Here is an 18,148-nt window from a genome sequence, read left to right as displayed (position 1 = left end):
CATGGCTGACCCGAAGGGCTTCCTGAAGCACGGCCGCGAGGTCGCCTCCCGTCGCGACGTCGCCGAGCGCGTCCAGGACTGGGACGAGGTCTATCCCGACGGCATCGGCCGCGCGCTGCTGCCGATCATCAACACCCAGGCGGGCCGCTGCATGGACTGCGGCATCCCGTTCTGCCACCAGGGGTGCCCGCTGGGCAACATCATCCCGGAGTGGAACGACCTGGTCTGGCGCGACGACTGGGACGGCGCGATGGACCGGCTCCACGCGACCAACAACTTCCCGGAGTTCACCGGCCGCCTGTGCCCGGCCCCCTGCGAGACCGCCTGCGTGCTGGGCATCAACCAGGACCCGGTGACGATCAAGAACGTCGAGGTCTCGATCATCGACCGCGCCTGGGGCTCGGGCTACGTCCGCCCCCAGCCGCCGGAGTGGCTCTCGGGCAAGACCGTGGCCGTGATCGGCTCCGGGCCGGCCGGACTCGCTGCCGCCCAGCAGCTCACCCGCGCCGGTCACACCGTCGCGGTCTACGAGCGGGCCGACAAGATCGGCGGCCTGCTGCGCTACGGCATCCCCGAGTTCAAGATGGAGAAGAAGCACCTCGACCGGCGCCTGGACCAGATGCGTCGTGAGGGTACCGTCTTCCGCGCCGGGGTGGACGTCGGCGGCGACCTGACCGGCGACAAGCTGCTCGACCGCTACGACGCGGTGGTGCTCGCCATGGGTGCGACCGCCGCGCGCGACCTGCCCGTCCCCGGCCGGGAGCTCGGTGGGATCCACCAGGCGATGGAGTTCCTGCCGCAGGCCAACCGCGTCGCGCTCGGGGAGGCCCCGACCGCCGACGGCACGGAGCAGATCGTGGCGACCGACAAGGACGTCGTCATCATCGGCGGCGGTGACACCGGCGCCGACTGCCTCGGCACGTCGATCCGCCAGGGCGCCCGGTCGATCACGCAGCTGGAGATCATGCCGCAGCCCGGCGAGGACCGGCCCGAGGGCCAGCCGTGGCCGACGTACCCGATGACCTTCCGGGTGTCCTCGGCCCACGAGGAGGGCGGCGACCGTGTCTACGCCGTGTCGACGCAGGAGTTCGTCGGCGACGCCGGCGGCCACGTCGCGTCGCTCCGGCTGGTCGAGGTCGACGCGAAGTTCCAGCCGGTCGAGGGCACCGAGCGCGACATCCCGGCACAGCTGGTGCTGCTCGCGATGGGCTTCACCGGTCCGGAGCGCACCCGCCCCGAGGGTCCCGGCCTGATCGACCAGCTGGGGGTCGACCTCGACGAGCGGGGCAACGTCCGGCGCGACGCGTCGTACGCCGCCTCCGTGCCGGGCGTCTACGTCGCCGGCGACGTGGGTCGCGGGCAGTCGCTGATCGTCTGGGCGATCGCCGAGGGTCGCAGCGCCGCCGCGGCCGTCGACTCCTACCTCACCGGTTCGACCACGCTGCCCGCGCCGATCAAGCCGCACGAGCGCCCGCTCGTCGTCTGAACGGTCGCGGGCGGTGAGTGAGGCAGGTTTCTCCTCGCGAAAACCTGTCTCACTCACCGCGCGGCGCGAGCCGAGGGCTTTGGAACGATCCAATCTCCGATAGGGTGAAGCACGTGCGTAGAGCAAAGATCGTCTGCACCCTCGGTCCCGCGGTGAACACCCCCGAGGGGATCCGATCCCTCGTCGAGGCCGGCATGGACGTCGCGAGGCTCAACATGAGCCACGGGGCGTACGCCGACCACGAGGCCGTCTACCGGCTGGTCCGGCAGGCCTCCGACGACACCGGCCACGCGATCGGCATCTTCGCCGACCTGCAGGGCCCCAAGATCCGCCTCGAGCGGTTCGCCGACGGCCCGGTGAAGCTGAAGCGTGGCGCCACCTTCACCATCACCACCCGCGACGTCGAGGGCACCGTCGACATCTGCGGCACGACCTACAAGGGTCTGCCCGGCGACGTGAAGCCCGGCGACCCGCTCCTGATCGACGACGGCAAGGTCCGGCTCAAGGTCGTCTCTGTCGACGACACCGACGTCGTCACCGAGGTCGTCGTGCCCGGCAAGGTCTCCAACAACAAGGGCATCAACCTGCCCGGCGTCGCCGTGTCGGTCCCGGCGCTGTCGGAGAAGGACACCGAGGACCTGCGCTGGGCGCTGAAGCTCGGCGTGGACTTCATCGCACTCAGCTTCGTGCGCAGCGCGACCGACGCCGCGGACGTGCGCGCGATCATGGACGAGGAGAGCATCTTCGTGCCGATCATCGCCAAGATCGAGAAGCCCCAGGCGATCGACAACATCGACGAGATCGTCGACGCCTTCGACGGCATCATGGTCGCGCGCGGTGACCTCGGCGTGGAGTGCCCGCTCGAGGACGTGCCGATCCACCAGAAGCTCATCATCGACAAGGCCCGCCGCAACGCGAAGCCCGTCATCGTCGCCACCCAGATGCTCGAGTCGATGATCAGCTCGCCGGCGCCGACGCGCGCCGAGGCCAGCGACGTCGCCAACGCCGTGCTCGACGGTGCCGACGCGGTGATGTTGTCGGGCGAGACGAGCGTGGGGGAGCACCCCATCGTCGCCGTTGAGACCATGGCCCGCATCGTGGAGTCCACCGAGGAGCACGGGCTCAGCCACATGGCGGCCGTGGAGTGGCAGCCGCACACCCGCGGCGGCATCATCGCCAAGGCGGCCGCCGAGGTCGCCGAGCGCGTCGAGGCGAAGTACGTCGTCGCCTTCACCGTCAGCGGCGACTCCGCGAAGCGGCTCTCCCGCTACCGCGGTCCCATCCCCGTCCTCGCCTTCACCCCCGCGGCACGCACCCGCTCCCAGCTCGCGCTGACGTGGGGCGTCGAGACGTTCCTCGGCGCCGACGTGGAGCACACCGACGAGATGGTCCGCCAGGTCGACGAGGCGCTGCTCCACATCGGCCGGGTGACGAAGGGCGACCTCGTCGTGATCATCGCCGGCAGCCCGCCCGGCATCCCGGGCTCGACCAACGCGCTGCGGATCCACCGGATGGGCGACGCCATCGACGGGGCCGCACCGGCCTACCGTCGCCGCTGACCTAGCTCTTCGGGCCGACCAGCGTGTCCAGTCGCGCGACTGCGTCCCGCGTCGAGACGGACACCGTCCACGGTCCGGAACGCCGCCAGGGGACGTCCACGAGGTCGAGGGCCCAGCAGCAGAGCCCCATGATGTCGTCGGAGCGGTTGCTGAACTGCCAGCGCGGGTAGTCGTAGCGTCGCTTCTCGCCCGCGACGACCCTCGTGGCCAGTTGTTGACGCGTGCACCGTCGGAGTGGAAGAGGCCGCGGAGGAACGCTGAGGGAGACGCCCGGACGATCTCGTCCTGCCACTCGGCGAGGACGATCGCTCGCTCGTGCTTCCGACCCGGGCCGTGTTGCGGGAACAGGCAGGGCCAGTGCTTCCACGACACGGTCGTGATGACCACACCCGGCCTCCGTCGGGTGTGCGGCCTGCCCCCCGGCTTCACCGTGGCCATCAGCCGCAGCAGGCCTGCGTTGAGGTCGACGTAGCGTTCGTCGTTGTAGACGTGCAGGTTGTGGACGCCGCGACGACCGCTCGAGATGTGGCCGTCGCCGAGGTACCAGCCGAGGAGCTCGGCGTACGCGTCGCCGTCGAGAGCCGCTCCGTCGCAGCGCGGGCACGGTGGGGCGAGATGGCCTTGCCCCGGGACAGCCCTCGGCGCTGGTAGAGCCTGCGCCACCTGCGGATCGTCTTGACCGCCACGCCGTGTCGGGCTGCGTTGTCGGCATCGAGCATTCCGCGAGCTGAGCACCTGAGGGCCGAGTCGACGACCGACTGCGGGCGGATGTGGGGCACGTGCCGAGCGTGGCGGTTGCCACCGACACCGAGGGTGTGCCGGGTGTGGGAGTCGAACCCACACGCCCTTGCGGGCAGTGGTGTTTGAGACCACCGCGTCTGCCATTCCGCCAACCCGGCTGGGTGCGCACACCGTAGCGGAACTAGCCTTGCCGTCGTGACGCAGCCCGTTGAGAGCAGCACCCCCGCAGACGGCGTACGCCGGGTCGTGATCGCCGAGGACGAGGCGCTCATCCGCATGGACCTCGCCGAGATGCTCGGCGAGGAGGGGTACGACGTCGTGGGCCAGGCCGGAGACGGTCAGCGGGCGATCGAGCTGGCGCGCGAGCTGCGACCCGACCTGGTCATCCTCGACGTCAGGATGCCCGTGCTCGACGGGATCGCGGCCGCCGAGACGATCGCGGGGGAGCGGATCGCCCCGGTCGTCATCCTCACCGCGTTCTCCCAGCGCGACCTCGTGGCGCGGGCGCGCGACGCCGGCGCGATGGCCTACCTCGTCAAGCCGTTCCAGCGCGGCGACCTGGTGCCCGCGATCGAGATGGCGGTCAGCCGCTACGCCGAGATCACGGTGCTGGAGCGCGAGGTGTCCGACCTCCAGGAGTCGCTGGCGACGCGCAAGTCCGTCGACCGTGCCAAGAGCGTGCTCCAGGAGAAGCTCCGGCTGAGCGAGCCCGATGCCTTCCGCTGGATCCAGAAGACCGCGATGGACCTCCGGCTGTCGATGAAGCAGGTCTCCGACGGCGTCGTGGAGCACGGGGTCGCCGGGCTCGGCGACGTCGACCGCGGACCGGCGGACCCCTCCTGATCCAGGGCTCGTCAAGGTCTGCTCAAGGCCAGGACCGCCGTCGCGTGTTTCGCGCGGGTTTCCGGTACAGACCGGTTGGTCACGAAACGGCAACGGCACGCAACTCAGGCCGTTCAATCGTGTCCTGGGCCACATCCAGAGTGTTAGGTTCCCGCCGAGAGGCTGCCGAGGTGGACAGCCCATAGAACTGTGGAGGGATCCATGATCCGCTCATCCAAGACGTGGCAGGCTGTCGCGTTCACGGCTGTGGCCGGCCTTGCGCTGACCGCGTGCGGCACGACCGACGACGGCGGCGGCAGTGACGCCGGCGGCGAGGACTGCAACTTCAAGATCGGTGCGATGGGTGCCCTCTCCGGCGCCAACGCCAGCATCGTCCTCCCGTCCGTGGACGGCGCCGAGCTGGCGATCGACCAGTGGGACAACGACGAGTGCGAGGTGACCCTCGAGCGCTTCGACACCGAGGGCGACCCGGCCAAGGCCACGCCCGTCGCGACCCAGATCGCCGGCGACGACACGTTCATCGGTGTCCTCGGTGGCGCGTTCTCCGGCGAGACCCGCGCGACGAAGACCATCTACCAGGATGGCGGCGTCCCGATGATCAGCCAGTCGGCGACCGCGACCGACCTGACCCAGGACGACCCGGTCGAGGTCTTCCACCGGCTCGTGCCCTACGACGACTACCAGGGCGCAGCGATCGCGAAGTACCTCACCGACGAGGTCGGCGCCTCCAAGGTCTTCGTCGTCGACAACTCCGAGGCCTACGGCGAGCCGCTGGCCGACCGCGTCGAGGAGACCCTCGGCGACGCGATGGTCCAGCGCGACAAGACGCAGGTGGGCCAGACCGACTTCGCCCCGACGATCTCGAAGATCGAGTCGGCCGAGCCCGACGCCATCTTCTACGGCGGCTACATCGCCGAGGCGGCTCCGCTGCTCAAGCAGATCCGCGACGCGGGCATCGAGGCCCCGTTCGTCGGTGGTGACGGCCTCTTCGGTGCCGACTTCGGCAACGCCGTGGGCGACGCCGGCGAGGGCGCGGTCGTGATGTGCCCCTGTGCTCCGATCGAGGAGGACAGCACCTTCGCTGCCGACTTCGAGGAGGCGTTCGGCAGTGCGCCCGGCGCCTACGCTGCTGAGGGCTACGACGCGATGAGCGTCTTCCTCGCCGCGCTGGACGACGGCGCTCGCACCCGCGAGGAAGTCCTCACGTTCGTCAACGACTACGAGGGCGAGGGTCTCAGCAAGGACATCGCCTTCGACGACGCCGGTGACGTGCCGAAGGACCAGGTCTCCTACTGGGCCTACAAGAACGTCGACGGCACGCTCACGCCCGAGGTCGAGGTCAAGCCCGAGGGCTGATCGAGGCACCAAGCATGGACACCGCGGGGGCGGCCGGGACTCGGCCGCCCCCGCTCCATGGCCCGGACCGGGCCGCACTACTGGGAGGGCCCTGAGTGGACTTCGACGCCCTGATCAGCGGGTTGGACCGTCACACGTTGGACGGCATCACCCGCGGATCCATCTACGCGCTCGTCGCGCTCGGTTACACCATGGTGTACGGCGTGATGAAGCTGATCAACTTCGCCCATTCCGAGGTGTTCATGGTGGGCACCTGGACGGTGCTCGGTGTCTACACCGTCCTCGGCGCCACGGCCGGGATGGGGGTCGGCGCGGTCGTCGGCACCACCGTGCTGGCGCTGCTCGCGGCGATGCTGGCCTCGGCAGGCACCGCACTGGCCGTCGAACGGATCGCCTACCGGCCGCTGCGGAGGAAGGGTGCTCCGCCGCTGATCTTCCTCATCACCGGCATCGGCTGCTCGCTCGTGCTCGTCGAGACGTTCGGCCAGGTGCTGAAAGCGTTCTTCGGTCCGCCGTTCGGCCGCGTGACGGTCAACGTGCCGTCCGTGATCGAGACGAAGGTCGTCTTCACGATCCCCGGCCTCGACCTGCCTGTCACCAACACCCGGCTGCTGATCATCATCGGCGCCATCGTCATGATGGTCGCGCTGGACACCTTCGTGAACAAGAGCCGCCTCGGCCGCGGCGTCCGCGCGGTCGCGCAGGACCCGGACACCGCCTCCCTGATGGGCGTCAACCAGGAGCGCGTCATCATGCTCGTCTTCGTGCTCGGTGGCGCGATGGCCGGCGTCGCCGCCCTCCTGTTCACCATCCAGTACGACATCACGAAGTTCGACATCGGCTTCATCATCGGCATCAAGGCGTTCACCGCCGCGGTCCTGGGCGGCATCGGCAACCTGCGCGGTGCGCTGGTCGGCGGTCTGCTGCTGGGCGTGGTCGAGGTGTACGCCTCGCAGATCTGGGACTCCAGCTGGACCGACGTCACCGCGTTCATCGTCCTCGTCCTGGTCCTGATGTTCCGGCCCACCGGACTGCTCGGTGAGTCCCTCGGAAAGGCACGCGCATGAGCCAGATCTCCGAAGCCCTCCGCGGCCTTCGCCTCGGCAACCGCTGGGACAGCGCCCCGAAGTGGGTCCGCTCCGTCGGCCTGCTGCTGTTCATCGCCTTCGCGTTCTACCTGCCCTTCCTCAACATCCTGCCGTTCGCCTACATCCGCACCGACCTCAACCCGACCGGCTCCGACTGGGCGAGCGTGCTGTTCCTCATCGTCGTCTACATGATCGCGGCCGTCGGCCTCAACGTGGTGATCGGCTTCGCCGGACTGCTCGACCTCGGCTATGTCGGCTTCTACGCCCTCGGCGCCTACTCGGTGGCTCTCTTCGGGTCGCCGTCCTCGCCGGTCGTGGAGGCCATTCAGTCGCGTTTCGGGCTGTCCGACGAGTGGGCCGTCCCGTTCGTGATGTGCATCCCCATCGCGATCGCGATGGCGCTCACGGCGGGCGTGATCCTCGGCGCTCCGACGCTGCGGCTCCGCGGCGACTACCTCGCGATCGTCACCCTCGGGTTCGGCGAGATCATCCGCATCACCGCGCGCAACCTCGACCCCATCACCGGCGGCGCCGCGGGCATCACCCAGGTCCCCGTGCCGCCCGGGCCGGAGATCGACGGGCGGTCGTTCTTCAACACCATCGACGCCGAGCGCTGGTACTGGCTGGCGCTCGTCATCCTCATCCTCATCGTCTGGCTGGCCAGTCGCCTCGAGCACAGCCGTGTCGGTCGTGCCTGGCTGGCCATCCGTGAGGACGAGGACGCCGCGGCCGTCATGGGCGTCGCGGGCTTCAAGTTCAAGCTGTGGGCCTTCGCGATCGGCGCGTCCGTCGGTGGGCTCGCCGGGCTGTTGTTCGGCAGCAAGCAGCAGTACGTCGAGCCGAACGCGTTCATGCTCAACCTGTCGTTCCTCTTCGTGGCCATGGTGGTCATCGGTGGCTCGGGCAACATCGTCGGTGTGCTCGTCGGTGCCTTCCTGCTCACCTACCTCCCCGAGCGGTTCCGCGAGCTCCAGGAGTGGCGCCCCTTCGCCTTCGGCCTGGCGCTGGTGCTGGTGATGGTCCTCCGACCCCAGGGCCTGGTGCCGAGCAGACGACGAGCCGCAGAGATCGAAGATCGACGACACGAGGCCGAGGAGGCTGCCGCAGATGCCTGAGCACGAGATCGAGGGCGCCGAGGTGCTCAAGGACACCTCCGACCACGACGCCATTGCCCACGAGGCGTCCGGCGCCATGGGCGACGTCCTGCTCGAGGTGGACCACGTCACCCTCCGCTTCGGCGGCGTCGTCGCGCTCAACGACGTCAACTTCGAGATCCGGCGGGGCGAGATCCTCGGCCTCATCGGTCCCAACGGTGCCGGCAAGACCACCTGCTTCAACGCGATGACGGGCGTCTACACGCCCACGGACGGCACGATCCGGTTCAAGGGCCAGGAGATCGCGGGCACCAAGCCCCACAGGATCAACCACCTCGGCATCGCCCGCACGTTCCAGAACATCCGGCTCTTCCCGGAGATGTCGGCCCTGGAGAACGTCATGGTCGGGTGCGACGCCCGCCACAGGACGAGCGTGCTCGGGGTGCTGTTCCGTGCCTACCGGGTCCGCCCGTCGGAGGAGGAGCTGCCGGCAGGTGGCATCCGCCGCAGCTTCGCCAAGGTGTTCGGCATCAGCCGCCACACGCTGGAGGAGCGGGCCGGTCGACGTCGGTCCATGGAGCTGCTGCGCTTCGTCGGCATCGCCGACCGGGCCCACGAGGTCGCGCGCAACCTGCCCTACGGCTACCAGCGCCGCCTCGAGATCGCCCGCGCCCTGGCCACCGAGCCCGAGCTGATCTGCCTCGACGAGCCGGCTGCCGGCTTCAACCCCGCGGAGAAGGAGGACCTGATGGGTCTCATCCGCCGCATCCGCGACCTCGGGCACACGGTCCTGGTCATCGAGCACGACATGAAGCTGGTCCTCGGCGTGACCGACAGGATCGTCGTGCTCGAGTTCGGCCAGAAGATCGCTGAGGGCACCCCGGAAGAGGTCGCCCGCAACCCGAAGGTCATCGCCGCCTACCTGGGAGAGCCTGACGATGCTGCTTGAGATGAAGGACGCCGTTCTCAGCTACGGCAAGATCGAGGCGCTGCACGGCATCAGCGTGCACGTCGAGGAGGGTGAGGTCGTCTCGCTGATCGGCGCCAACGGCGCCGGCAAGACCTCGACCATGCGAGCCCTCTCCGGCGTGCGCGGGCTCTCGTCCGGGTCAGTGGTCTTCGACGGTCAGGACGTCACCAAGATGCGGGCCGACCAGCGCCTGCGCAAGGGCCTCGTGCTCTGCCCCGAGGGCCGCGGGATCTTCCCCGGCATGACGGTCACCGAGAACCTCAACATGGGCGCCTACACCCGCAAGGACAAGGCGGCCATGGACGAGGACTACGACCGGGTCTTCGACCTCTTCCCGCGGATGCAGGAGCGGCGCAAGCAGATCGCCGGCACGCTCTCGGGTGGCGAGCAGCAGATGCTCGCCATCGGTCGTGCCCTCATGTCGCGCCCCAAGCTGCTCATGCTCGACGAGCCGTCGATGGGCCTCGCCCCGATGCTGATCCAGCAGATCTTCGACATCATCACGGAGATCTCGCAGCAGGGCACGACCATCCTGGTCGTGGAGCAGAACGCCAAGCAGGCGCTCTCGCGCAGCGACCGGGCCTACGTCCTCGAGACCGGCAACATCGTGAAGTCCGGCACGGGTGCCGAGCTCCTCGACGATCCCTCGGTGCGTGAGGCCTACCTCGGCGTAGCCTGATCCCGGCATCGGGGATAGGGTCTGTCCCGGCGTGGTGCCGCGAGAGGGCGGCTGGGGGCCACCGTGGTGCTCGAGGAAGTGGTGGGTCGATGAGTCGGACGCCGGTGACCGTACGCGTGGCAGAGACCACGGACGTCCCCTCCCTGCGTGAGCTGTGGGGCGACATCCTGCGCCGCGGTGCGCTCGACGAGCAGCTCGCCGACGTGGCCGGGATCCTCGCCACCGCCGAGTCCCGCGAGGACCAGTGCGTGGTCGTGGCGGAGGTGGACGGGGAGGTCGCGGGCGCGGTCTACCTCGAGGCGACGACGTTCACCCCGCTCAACCTCGAGCGGGCCGTCCTGGCGGTCTCGCCGCACGTGTTCACCCAGTTCCGACGCAAGGGCGTGGGCAGCGCACTGATGGAGGCGGCCTGCCGGTTCGCCGAGCAGCACGGCATCAGCCACGTGCAGACGGCCGCGGCCGCCGAGGCGCGCGACGCCAACCGCTTCATGGCGCGGCTGTCGTTCACCCCGCAGGCGACGCTGCGGGCCGCCACCACCAGCGCCGTGCGCGCCCGGTTGCCACAGGCGCGGCAGGGCACTCAGGCGGCGACCAGTCGGCAGCGGATCGACCGGGTCCTCGCGGCGCGGCGGATCCGCCGCGAGCGCGTCCCGGGCTGATCCGGGGACGACTGCTGCCGGGAGCGCGTCAGGGCTTCGGGGCGTCCAGCAGCGCGCAGGTGATGCGCGAGGTGCACACGCGTCGGCCCTGCTCGTCGGTGATCACGACGTCGTACGACGTCGAGGACCGGCCGAGGTGGATGGCGGTCGCGACGCCGGTGACCAGGCCGGAGGTGGCCGCGCGGTGGTGGGTGGCGTTGATGTCCACCCCGACGGCGATCTTCGCCGGATAGGCGTGGATGGCCGACCCGATGGAGCCGAGGGTCTCGGCGAGCACGACCGACGCGCCACCGTGCAGCAGGCCGAAGGGCTGGGTGTTGCCCTCGACGGGCATGGTCGCGACGACCCGCTCCGCGGCGACCTCGACGAGCTGCACGCCCATCTTGTCGTTGAGGCGACCGTTGCCCTGCGGGAGGAAGGCGATGAGCTCCTCGACGCTCAGGTCCGCCAGCGACGTGGGAGGGGTGCCGGGTGTCTCGCTCATGGCGTCATTCTGTCCGAGCAGGGCGCGCTGGCGTCGCCGGGGCTGGGGACGCCCGGTGTCGGTGGCGGCCGATAGAGTCGGCGAGTGCCTGAGACGAGCGAGTCGACCCGCCCCCGCCTCCTCCTGCTGGACGGCCACTCCCTGGCCTACCGGGCGTTCTTCGCGCTGCCGGTGGAGAACTTCGCGACCGCCTCGGGCCAGCACACCAACGCTGTCTACGGCTTCACCTCGATGCTCGTCAACGTGCTCCGAGACGAGGTGCCCACCCACGTCGCGGTCGCCTTCGACAAGTCGCGGCAGACCTTCCGCCTCGAGCAGTACAGCGACTACAAGGCCAAGCGCAACAAGACGCCCGACGAGTTCAGCAGCCAGCTGCCGCTGATCCGCCGGGTGCTCGACACGCTGTCCATCCAGCACCTCGACGTCGCCGGCTACGAGGCCGACGACATCATCGCCACCCTCGTCACCGAGGCGCTGGCGGACGGGATGGAGGTGCTGATCCTCACCGGTGACCGCGACTCCATCCAGCTCGTCACGGACAGCTCGACCGTGCTCTACCCCATGCAGGGCGTGAGCAACCTCGCCCGGCTCACCCCGGCAGCGGTCGAGGAGAAGTACGGCGTCCCTCCGGGCCGCTATCCCGAGCTCGCGGCGATCGTCGGCGAGACCTCCGACAACCTTCCCGGCGTGCCCGGTGTGGGCCCGGGCTTTGCCGCGAGGTGGATCAACCAGTTCGACGGCCTCGACAACGTCATCGCCCGCGCCGACGAGATCACCGGCAAGAAGGGCGAGGCGCTCCGCGAGCACCTCGGCGACGTGATCCGCAACCGCCAGCTCAACGCGCTCGTGCGCGACATGGATCTGCCGTTGCACCCGAGCGACCTCGGTCGCCGCCCGTGGGACCGCACCGCCGGCCTCGAGCTGCTCGACGAGCTGGAGTTCCGCGGCGAGCTGCGCGGCCGGCTGCTCGAGACCATCGATCCCGACCCGGCCGACACGGTCGAGGCGGAATCGGGGTTCGAGCTCGACGGCCAGCGCCTCGCGTCCGGCGAGGCCGCAGCCTGGCTCCAGGAGCACGCGCCTGCCGGCACGCGCGTGGGGGTCTCCGTCCAGGGGAGCTGGCGCGCCGGCACCGGCGAGGTGCTCTCCGTCGCGGTGGCGACCCGCGAGGGGCAGGCGGCCTGGCTCGACGTGGCGGAGATCGGCGCGGACGACGACGCTGCCGTCGCGGCGTGGCTGACCGACCCGGAGCGCCCCAAGGCGATCCATGACGCCAAGGGGCCAAGGCTCGCGCTGGCCGCGCGCGGCTGGGACCTCGCCGGACTCGAGGTCGACACCGCCCTCGCGGCCTACCTGGTCCAGCCCGACCAGCGCTCCTACGACCTGGCCGACCTGACCCTCCGCTACCTCAAGCGCGAGCTGCGGCAGGACACCGTCGACGCCGACCAGCTCAGCTTCGACGCGATGGACGACACCACGGCCAGCGACACCGCGATGCTGACCGCCCGGGCCGTCCTCGACCTCGCCGACGCGCTCGACCACGCGGTCGACGAGCACGGTGGCACCCGCCTGCTGCGCGAGGTCGAGCTCCCGCTCATCGGCACCCTCGCCCGCATGGAGCAGGTTGGCATCGCGGTCGACACCGACTACCTCGAGGGCCTCGAGTCGGAGTTCAGCGACCAGGTGCGCGCTGCGGCGACCGACGCCTACGACGTCATCGGCAAGGAGATCAACCTCGGCTCGCCCAAGCAGCTGCAGGTGGTGCTGTTCGACGAGCTCGACATGCCCAAGACCAAGCGCACCAAGACCGGCTACACCACCGACGCCGACGCCTTGCAGCAGCTCTTCGAGAAGACCGAGCACCCGTTCCTGCAGCACCTGCTGCGCCACCGGGACGTGATCCGGCTGCGCCAGACCGTGGAGGGCCTGCTCAAGACCGTCGCCTCCGACGGCCGCATCCACACGACCTACAACCAGATCATCGCCGCCACAGGCCGGCTCTCGAGCACCGACCCCAACCTGCAGAACATCCCGATCCGCACCGAGGCCGGTCGCCGCATCCGCGAGGGCTTCGTCGTCGGTGCGGCCGGTGAGTCGCTGATGACCGCCGACTACAGCCAGATCGAGATGCGGATCATGGCCCACCTGTCCGAGGACGCGTTGCTCATCGAGGCGTTCCGGTCCGGCCAGGACTTCCACTCCATCACCGCCGCCCGCGTCTTCGGCGTCGCCGCAGAGGACGTCAGCGTCGAGCAGCGCGCCAAGATCAAGGCGATGAACTACGGCCTCGCCTACGGACTGTCCGCGTTCGGCCTGTCCCAGCAGCTGCGCATCTCGACCTCCGAGGCCAAGGGCCTCATGGACGAGTACTTCGAGACCTTCGGCGGGGTGCGCGACTACCTCGGCGGGATCGTCGACGAGGCACGGCGCTCGGGCTTCACCGAGACGATCCTCGGTCGTCGCCGCTACCTACCCGACCTCACCAGCGACAACAGGCAGCGTCGCGAGACGGCTGAGCGGATGGCGCTCAACGCGCCCATCCAGGGTTCGGCGGCCGACCTGATCAAGGTGGCGATGCTGGGCGTCGAGCGCGCCCTCGCCGAGCACGGCCTGCGCTCGCGGATGCTGCTGCAGGTGCACGACGAGCTCGTGCTCGAGGTGGCGCCGGGGGAGCACGACGAGCTCGCCGAGATCGTCCGCACCGAGATGGGCGGCGCGGCCGACCTCACCGTCCCCCTCGACGTCTCGATCGGCACCGGGCGCAGCTGGCACGACGCCGCTCACTGAACGGTTGAGCGCTGCCTCAGCTTGACGAAGCTGATTGGCAGCAGGACCGCCAAGAGGACGAGATCGACGGAGAGCACGACTGCAAGGAGGTCGCCGACGGTGGAGACCATGGTCGTGGCCATGGCGACGACTGCTCCCAAGGCCACCCAGACCAGCGCCATCGACACCGTGCCCTGGCGGGCGAGGACCGAGTAGACCAGCAGCTGCAGGAGCGACATGGTCGTGCCAAGCACGGCGAAGACCCACAGCAACGCGCTCACCTCGTCGTACTCCTTGCCGCCGGCGAACACCAGCACCAGGTCGGGGAACATGGCCGTGGCGAGCACGCAGGCTCCCCCCAGGCCGCCGACGACCAGCAGGCTGCCAGCCAGGGCGCGCGCAGGGTTGCGGCTCGTCGACATCGACGGGAAAGCGATGACGACGACGAACTGGGGGAGGAACATCACGGCGCGGGAGACGATGAGGCCGGCGGCGTACAGACCCGAGTCGTGCGAGTCGAGCACCGAACGCCCGACGAGCATGTCGATGTTGGTCAGCGCGAGGTAGGCGAACAGCGCCTGCGAGTTGAGGACGGCTTCCTTGACGACAGGGAGCAGCCCGTGACGGTCGTGGGTGTCGCCGGACTCCCGGCCGTGTCGCAGCACGACGAGCCCGTAGAGGAACGGCGCGTAGTAGCCGAGCGCGACGCCGAGGAACGCGACGAACTCCGTGGGCCGCCAGAGGATCAGCGCGAGGCCGATGACGAGCCGCGGCACGCCCGAGAGCACGTACATGATCGCGAGCTCGCGCCAGCGCCGCTCGCCCTGGAGGATGCCCATCTGCGCCCCCGTCATCGTCATGGGCACGGCCGCGACGGCGGCCAGCATGGCCGTCGGCATGCTGTCGAGGTCGAGCAGCTGGTTGACGAGGGGGGCGCCGAGGAGCAGGACGACGCCCAGCAGCAGCGACGCGCGGGAGGCCACCCGCAGGATCTCGCGCTCGATCTGGCCGACGTGAGCGGGGTCAGCGCTGATGCGGCGAGCGGCCGTCGCTTGCAGTCCCAGCATGACGACGCTGACGATCATCACGAGGTTCATCAGTGCGAAGAACGCGCCGTAGGGGACGGGACCGATGATCCGTGCCGCGGTCATCGTGAACCCGTAGGTGGCGATGTTCATCAGCATCATCGCGACTGCGATCTGCCCACTCCCGGCCAGCAGGCCGCGAGGCCCTCGGCGGGGGTCGGCGACCTCGTGCGACCGGTCGCGCGCTCGTGTGGACATGCGGCACACCCTAAGGTGTCCCACCGTGGGAGCACGGGTCGATTGGGCGACGGCACGCACGCGTGGGCTGCTGTTGCCGACGGTGTGGGCAGCCGTGCTCGCGGTGCTGCTGCTCGGCGGCGCACTCGGCCGCGGTTACGTCCTGAGCTACGACATGGTGTGGGTGCCGGACCTCCGGCTCGGAGCGGATGCCCTCGGCCTCGGCAGTGCGCTCCCGAGGGCCGTCCCTTCCGATGCCGTGGTCGCCGTCCTCGACGAAGTGCTGGGCGGCATGCTCCTGCAGAAGCTGGTACTGCTGCTGCCGCTCGTGGCAGCCGGCTCCGGTGCGGCCGCCCTGGTCGGTCCCGGCGTCGTTGCGCGCCTGGTTGCTGCGTCCGTGGCCATATGGAACCCCTTCGTGGTCGAGCGCCTGGCCATCGGCCACTGGCCGGTCCTCGTGGGTTACGGAGTCCTTCCCTGGGTGGTGCTGGCCGGGGCTGCGTGGCGCACGTCAGGCGTTCTTCCGGCGAGGCTCCCGGTGCTCCTCGTCTTCGGCAGCCTGAGCGCGTCCACCGGGATCGTGACGGGGGTCGCTGCCTGCGCTGCTGCCGCGCCGCGTGGGTGGCGTCACCGGCTCGCCCTGGCGACATTGCTCGTGCTGGCCAACCTGCCCTGGCTCGCGTCCGGGCTCCTCCACGCCGGAAGCGCCACGTCGAGCGCCGACGGTGCGGACGTCTTCGCGCCGAGCGGTGGTGGCCTCCTTCCGGGACCTCTGGCCTTCGTATCCCTCGGCGGGATCTGGAACGCCCAGGTGGTGCTCCCATCACGGTCCGGCGCGCTCGCCGTCATCACGACGGTCGTCCTGGTGGCGCTGGCATTGCTCGGCGCTCGCCGCGGGTGGTCGAAGGTGCCGCAAGAGCTGAGGCGACCGCTCGTGATGTGCTGGGTCATCGGTCTGACCGTGACCGTGGCGACCTGGGCGCTCCCCGGCGCGACGGGGTGGCTCGCCAGCACGGTGCCGGGCGCGGGCCTGCTTCGTGACGGGTCCAGGCTGCTCGCTCTCGCCGCGCCTCTGACTGCAGTCCTGGCGGGGCGCGGCGCGGATGCCCTGGTTCACGCCCTCCCGGACGCGTTCTCCCGAGCGATGATCGCGCTCGCCTGCGTGTTGGTCCCGGTCGCGCTGATGCCCGACGCGACTCTCGGTCTCTCCGGACGCCTGGCCGCAGTCGACTACCCGGACTCCTACGACGAGCTGGTCGCTGAGCTGCGGTCGCTGCCGCCCGGCGATGTCGCCCTGCTGCCTTTCCAGAGCTATCGGGCCCCGTCGTGGAACAACGACGGACGCCCAGTGCTGGCACCGCTCGGGCGCTACCTGCCCCGGCGCGTCGTCGTCGAGGACCGGCTCGTGGTCGACGGACGACCGCTCGCCGGTGAGGACCCGACGGCCGCCGCGGTGCGACGCGCCCTGGAGTCGTCGGACGCACAGGTGCGGTCCGCGGGGCTTCGCGAGGCAGGCATCCGGCTCGTCGTCGTCGAACAGCTGCCGGCCGTGGAGGTGCCCGACATCGAGGGGGACGTGGTCTGGCAGCTCGACGGACTCAGCGTGATCGACCTCGGGCCCGCGGCGTCGGAGGTCGGGGCACGTGCCGCGTGGGTGGTCGCGATGTCACTGGCGTGGTGCGGCTGGTGCGGCCTGCTGGTATTCGCTGCATTCGCATGGCTGAGGCGGGCCGGCCAAAGAGTTGCCGCGTGATTGCACAAAGGTCACTACCGGCTGGTATCTTGCTCGCATCGTCTAGGGAGGGTCACCAGAACCATGGGTTCAATCATCGCGCCGATCGTCAGCATCGTCGTTGGCGGAGGCTTGGCCGTCGCCACTCTCATGGGCGTCGTCACCAGCCAGACAAGTGCGCCGGAGCAGTCTCCCGGCACGATCAACACGCCGGAGTTCAACTACGGCACCACCGTCGAGTGACGCCTGCCTGACCCGCGACCCGCCCCGATCACTCAGCGTCGGGGTCCTGCGCGTCGACGCGCTCACCACGCAGGACGGCCGCCACCACGTGGGCGAACGACTCCTGCGCGTGCTCCCAGGTGAACCGGTGACTCATCTCGAGTGACCCCTCCCCGAGCCGTCCACGCAGCTCCGCATCGGCGAGCAGGTCCCGCAGGGCCTCGACGAAGTCGTGCGGCTCGTCGACGAGCAGTCCTGACACGTCATGGGTGATGGACTCCCGGGTTCCGCCCGCTGAGCGGTACGCCACGGTCGGCGTCCGGTGCATGCCAGCTTCTCCGACGACCAGACCCCAGCCCTCCTTGAGTGAGGGAAGGGCCAACGCCCATGCCTGCTCGTAGACCTCGTGCTTGCGAGTCTCGTCCACGTGACCTTCGAACACGACAGTGTCGCCCGCGCCCCGGTCGGCGGCGTAGCGGTGCAGCTCGGCCTCCCACCACCCACTGCCCACGACGTGGAGACGCAGGTCGGGGTGCTCGGCCCGCAGGGCGAGTGCCGCGTCGATCGCGTGCTCGACCTGCTTGTGCGGGACCAGCCGCCCAACCACTGCGATCGTCGGGTGGTCCGACTTCCCGACCCCCGTGGCGACCACGGGGTCGGTGCCGTTGTGGACGACGGCGATGCGCTGGCGGTCCACGCCCAGAGGGACGAGCTCGTCGCGCGTGGCCCGCGACACCGCGACGTACTGGCACGAGCGGTAGAGCCGCGGCGCGAGGCGGTGCTCGATCGCCCATCCGACCTTGCCGACGAGCCCCGGGTAGACGACCGGCCACTGCTCGCGGTGCACATGGTGCACGAGGACGACGACGGGTGCCTTCGTGGCGGCGCGGGTGAAGAACGGGAGACCGTTCTGCACGTCCACGACCAGGTCCACGTGTCCGAACCGGCCGCGAGCCAGCCCGCTGAACCCCTCCGAGTACACGGTGAGCTTCGACCCTCGCCTGATGAAATGGATGCCGTCGACGACCTCGTCGGGAGGTGCGGCCGCATGGGCAGCGCAGAAGATCGTGACGCGGACGCCGCGCGCGACGAGTCCTTGCGCCATCTTCTCGAGATAGCGCTCGGCGCCCCCGCCCTCGGGGTTGTGGGTGTCGCGCCAGCTGAAGAAGGCGACATGTCGGCCGGCGAGCTCCTGGTGGTCAGTCAT

General features: G+C 69.9%; 15 protein-coding genes and 1 tRNA gene. 12 read left to right on the top strand and 4 right to left on the bottom strand.

Annotated elements, in window-relative coordinates:
- Window position 1 precedes the first annotated feature (1 nt).
- Complete coding sequence (locus JOD65_RS15400) at window positions 2-1,486, top strand: glutamate synthase subunit beta (protein ID WP_191195791.1); 1,485 nt, start codon at window positions 2-4, stop codon at window positions 1,484-1,486.
- Between the two features lie 113 nt (window positions 1,487-1,599).
- On the top strand, window positions 1,600-3,045 hold the full coding sequence (pyk, locus tag JOD65_RS15395; protein WP_191195790.1) for a pyruvate kinase: 1,446 nt from the start codon (window positions 1,600-1,602) through the stop codon (window positions 3,043-3,045).
- 816 nt (window positions 3,046-3,861) lie between these two features.
- Here the strand turns inward: pyk and JOD65_RS15390 are convergent.
- A tRNA-Leu gene (locus tag JOD65_RS15390) sits at window positions 3,862-3,944 on the bottom strand.
- Window positions 3,945-3,981: 37 nt separating this feature from the next.
- Between JOD65_RS15390 and JOD65_RS15385 the strand changes: the two genes are divergently transcribed.
- The 7 genes from JOD65_RS15385 (at window position 3,982) to JOD65_RS15355 (ending at window position 10,475) form a co-directional block, all read left to right on the top strand.
- Window positions 3,982-4,629 (top strand): ANTAR domain-containing response regulator, encoded by a 648-nt coding sequence (locus tag JOD65_RS15385; RefSeq protein ID WP_191195789.1) that lies wholly within the window; start codon window positions 3,982-3,984, stop codon window positions 4,627-4,629.
- A 201-nt stretch (window positions 4,630-4,830) separates the two neighbouring features.
- Window positions 4,831-5,985 carry a branched-chain amino acid ABC transporter substrate-binding protein gene (locus tag JOD65_RS15380; RefSeq protein WP_191195788.1) on the top strand — a complete coding sequence of 385 codons (1,155 nt, stop codon included), beginning with the start codon at window positions 4,831-4,833 and terminating at the stop codon, window positions 5,983-5,985.
- A 95-nt stretch (window positions 5,986-6,080) separates the two neighbouring features.
- Window positions 6,081-7,052, top strand: a complete 972-nt coding sequence (locus JOD65_RS15375; protein WP_191195787.1) for a branched-chain amino acid ABC transporter permease — start codon at window positions 6,081-6,083, stop codon at window positions 7,050-7,052.
- Window positions 7,049-8,188, top strand: a complete 1,140-nt coding sequence (locus JOD65_RS15370) for a branched-chain amino acid ABC transporter permease (protein WP_191195786.1) — start codon at window positions 7,049-7,051, stop codon at window positions 8,186-8,188. Before JOD65_RS15375 ends, JOD65_RS15370 begins: the two co-directional genes overlap by 4 nt.
- Complete coding sequence (locus tag JOD65_RS15365) at window positions 8,181-9,116, top strand: ABC transporter ATP-binding protein (protein ID WP_224747755.1); 936 nt, start codon at window positions 8,181-8,183, stop codon at window positions 9,114-9,116. The genes JOD65_RS15370 and JOD65_RS15365 overlap by 8 nt, the downstream gene beginning before the upstream one ends.
- Before the next feature lies 1 nt (window position 9,117).
- Window positions 9,118-9,816, top strand: a complete 699-nt coding sequence (locus JOD65_RS15360) for an ABC transporter ATP-binding protein (RefSeq protein ID WP_275579255.1) — start codon at window positions 9,118-9,120, stop codon at window positions 9,814-9,816.
- A 116-nt stretch (window positions 9,817-9,932) separates the two neighbouring features.
- Window positions 9,933-10,475, top strand: coding sequence for a GNAT family N-acetyltransferase (locus JOD65_RS15355; RefSeq protein ID WP_191195784.1), 543 nt, complete (start codon window positions 9,933-9,935; stop codon window positions 10,473-10,475).
- Window positions 10,476-10,503: 28 nt separating this feature from the next.
- On the opposite strand, the gene JOD65_RS15350 is transcribed toward JOD65_RS15355, so the two are convergent.
- On the bottom strand, window positions 10,504-10,959 hold the full coding sequence (locus JOD65_RS15350; protein WP_191195783.1) for a hotdog fold thioesterase: 456 nt from the start codon (window positions 10,957-10,959) through the stop codon (window positions 10,504-10,506).
- Window positions 10,960-11,043: 84 nt separating this feature from the next.
- Between JOD65_RS15350 and polA the strand changes: the two genes are divergently transcribed.
- Window positions 11,044-13,746, top strand: a complete 2,703-nt coding sequence (polA, locus tag JOD65_RS15345) for a DNA polymerase I (protein ID WP_191195782.1) — start codon at window positions 11,044-11,046, stop codon at window positions 13,744-13,746.
- Here polA and JOD65_RS15340 read toward each other — a convergent pair.
- Window positions 13,740-15,008, bottom strand: a complete 1,269-nt coding sequence (locus JOD65_RS15340) for a lipopolysaccharide biosynthesis protein (protein WP_191195781.1) — start codon at window positions 15,006-15,008, stop codon at window positions 13,740-13,742. The two genes, polA and JOD65_RS15340, sit on opposite strands and share 7 nt — an antisense overlap.
- A gap of 25 nt (window positions 15,009-15,033) precedes the next feature.
- On the opposite strand from JOD65_RS15340, the gene JOD65_RS15335 reads away from it, so the two are divergent.
- Together JOD65_RS15335 and JOD65_RS15330 are read left to right on the top strand one after the other, a co-directional pair.
- Window positions 15,034-16,740 (top strand): MmpA family trehalose lipid delivery protein, encoded by a 1,707-nt coding sequence (locus tag JOD65_RS15335; protein ID WP_191195780.1) that lies wholly within the window; start codon window positions 15,034-15,036, stop codon window positions 16,738-16,740.
- Window positions 16,741-16,803: 63 nt separating this feature from the next.
- Window positions 16,804-16,962, top strand: coding sequence for a hypothetical protein (locus JOD65_RS15330; RefSeq protein WP_191195779.1), 159 nt, complete (start codon window positions 16,804-16,806; stop codon window positions 16,960-16,962).
- Between the two features lie 28 nt (window positions 16,963-16,990).
- On the opposite strand, the gene JOD65_RS15325 is transcribed toward JOD65_RS15330, so the two are convergent.
- Window positions 16,991-18,148 carry a glycosyltransferase family 4 protein gene (locus JOD65_RS15325; RefSeq protein ID WP_191195778.1) on the bottom strand — a complete coding sequence of 386 codons (1,158 nt, stop codon included), beginning with the start codon at window positions 18,146-18,148 and terminating at the stop codon, window positions 16,991-16,993.

Source organism: Nocardioides cavernae (genome assembly GCF_016907475.1).
Classification (GTDB): Bacteria; Actinomycetota; Actinomycetes; order Propionibacteriales; family Nocardioidaceae; genus Nocardioides; species Nocardioides cavernae.
The sequence above is the reverse complement of the archived record's forward strand: the minus strand, read 5'-3'. Positions and strand labels throughout refer to the sequence as shown.